This is a genomic window from Synechococcus sp. R5-15 (assembly GCF_047462035.1).
Lineage (GTDB): Bacteria > Cyanobacteriota > Cyanobacteriia > Thermostichales > Thermostichaceae > Thermostichus.
Genome location: NZ_JANSIK010000172.1, coordinates 1 through 2,487, shown reverse-complemented (window position 1 = coordinate 2,487; position 2,487 = coordinate 1). Strand labels below are relative to the sequence as shown.

Annotated in this window: 2 protein-coding genes; both read right to left on the bottom strand. The window is 59.5% G+C overall.

Annotated features, from left to right (window positions below):
* Positions 1-79: 79 nt before the first annotated feature.
* A complete protein-coding gene (locus tag NW839_RS12790; protein WP_414351985.1) occupies positions 80-850 on the bottom strand; it encodes a DUF4397 domain-containing protein in 771 nt (256 codons plus the stop codon).
* A 204-nt stretch (positions 851-1,054) separates the two neighbouring features.
* Entirely contained in the window at positions 1,055-2,374 is a 1,320-nt protein-coding gene (locus tag NW839_RS12785) for a bifunctional sterol desaturase/short chain dehydrogenase (protein WP_414351986.1), read from the bottom strand.
* Between the last annotated feature and the right edge of the window lie 113 nt (positions 2,375-2,487).

The following is a 2,487-nucleotide window of genomic DNA, read 5'->3' as shown; positions in this document are numbered from 1 at the left end:
ACAGAATGCTATCGCTGCATAGTTGAACAGTGATGTTCAGCAGTGTTCAGCGTAAATGTATCAGACCGAAACACCTTGGCTATAGGAGCCTGCGAGCTCGAGTTTCCTCTGCCAGCACCAGGCTTAGGGCCGGATTGCTGCGCAACAATCCCGCTACATAGAGGGTATAGACTTTCCCCGCCTCCAGCTGCAGGTCAAACCGCTGCAGGGGAATGCTCCGGCTGGGAGCCGACTGCACACCTGGCGCGGAGGCTGAAGGGGCTATGGCCACTTGAATTTGGGTAAAGCCGGGGCGCATAGCTTGAAAGGTGGATACTTGTCCAAACGCCAACTGGGGCAGCAGTACCCGCCCTTGCTCCCCTTGCCATTGCAGGGCCGGCGCATCGGGAGCAGCGTGGACAAACCGCACCAGGGCTTGATCAAAGGGCGGATGGATGTTGTCTTCCAGCACCAGGGCCGTCATGCGATTCGGCTCGTTGGCAGCAACCACCGAGAATACTCCCCCGCCCCTGAGATTGGCTACGGTTCTGGCCGCAACCAAAGAACTCGCAGGCTGGCCAGGGTTCTCAGGCGTTGAAAACAAAACAATGTCGTACTCGCCCGCCGGTATGCGCACGTACTCGCTCACCGAGCCATAGGCTATGCCCCGAGCAGCTCTCACCCCTCCCACTTCCAAGTCGATCCGAGGGGCATTGGGGGCCACATGCACCAAGCGCACTTGGACTTCAGAAACTCCCGCAGATGCCGAAGGCATCGGGATGGCACAGCCGGACAAAAGCCCCGACATCAACGATCCACCCACCACGCAGAGTACTGCGCTCACCCACTGTCGCACCATGTTCACGCTCACTCCTACTCCTCACACCCAACGCTCATCAGGGATCGAACTGCTGTATTTCTGCAAACCCAAGGAGGGCACTCTCGCTCCCCAAAAGTTCGTATTGGCGCAAGGGATCCCACCCTGCTGACGCCAAGGAACCTGCTCTTGTCTTACTCCACTTTTGCGCCCAATGCCATAGAGCTATGGAACGGGTTGGGATCTAGTTCCTTTTAACTAAACCAAAGGCAAATCACCGGACTCGGCCCCACCTGCAGGATCTGGGTTGGGGGCAGGGATCCCTGTCTGTTCGCGCTCGCGGGACGGAGTCCTTGGAGACCGACGGCTAAACAAGCGGAAATAGGTGCTCACGGCCAGCTCTTTGAGGGGGAAAAGCAGGTAGGTGAGGGGGTTGATGGTGACGATGATGTTGCGGCAATCTCGTTTGGCCTGGGCCAAGATCTGAGCGGCCACCCAATCTCCCGACATAACCCCAATGGGATTGAGCTGGCTCTTGAAGGGGCCGAGGATGAGCTTGCGCACTGTACAGGGAGCATCGAGGCGGCGCAGAGTAACCAGATCGCCTAGGGCCCGCTTGGAGAGCTCGTAGAGGGGACTGAAAGCAGGGCTAGCCTCAGCCTCTGAGGTGTTCACCCACACCTCTTTGGTGGCCATTTCGGGGTTGCCGCGCACCGTCTGGAAGAACAGCTCCATTAGGCGCCAACTGGAGAAAGTGTTGACGGCATAGGACTGGCGGACAGACTCGGGATCCCGTTGCCTGTGGACGTTCAGGCCGTGGTTGAGCACCAAGATATCCACCCGCTCCAGCAGCTCAGCCAGGGATCCCTCTTGCCCCACCTGCCAGCGAACGGTCTCCACCGGCTGGATCTGGCCGTCCACTTCGATGTGAACCGAATCCGAATGGGAGCTGAGGGCGATGACTTTGGCCCCCTGCTGGTGAAAATGCTTGAGCAAGGCCCGGCCCAGGGTGCCGGAGGCGCCGGTGACGGCTACTCGCTTGCCTTTCAAGGAGAGACTGGTGCCCATGAGCCGATCTACGAGAGTCAGGGTGCCGCAAAAATAGGCGTTGGTATCGTCGAAGTGGTGCCGCCAGTGGTAGGCGCGGTTGACATGCCATTGGCTGGGAGGAACGGGGAAAGGCCCCGGTCGGTGGGTGATATCGGTCTCCAAGGCCAGCCCGTAGCCGCGCAGCATACCAGCCACCCAGAAACTGGCCGAGTAGAGAATGCCCACCGTTGCCGCCAGGCCGTACAGCCAGGATCCCTGGCCCAATACCACCACCCAAGGGATCCCGGCCAGGATCATCGTCGCCGCTTCGGGAACGTCGTGGTGCCACTGGGATTCTCGGTACAGCTGTGCATCCACCACGCTAAGGTCGGGGCGGAACAGGCGGTGGTGCAGGATGTGTTTGGGCATCAGCCAGGGCCACCGGTGGGCCAGCCAATGGCGCACATCCCGCACGATCTCAGCCCAAAGGATGGAGGCTAGGGCGACAGCCCCCACCCCTATCCAATGACTTACGCTGCTGACATCCATAGACTCGCTTGCGGTGGCCAAACTGCTCTTGGGCTTGTCGTCGCCTGATACATTTACGCTGAACACTGCTGAACATCACTGTTCAACTATGCAGCGATAGCATTCTGTTTGTT

Excerpts from the sequence above, each read along its gene's own strand:
- NW839_RS12785 (WP_414351986.1), bottom strand. The coding sequence starts at position 2,374 with ATGGATGTCAGCAGCGTAAGTCATTGGATAGGGGTGGGGGCTGTCGCC.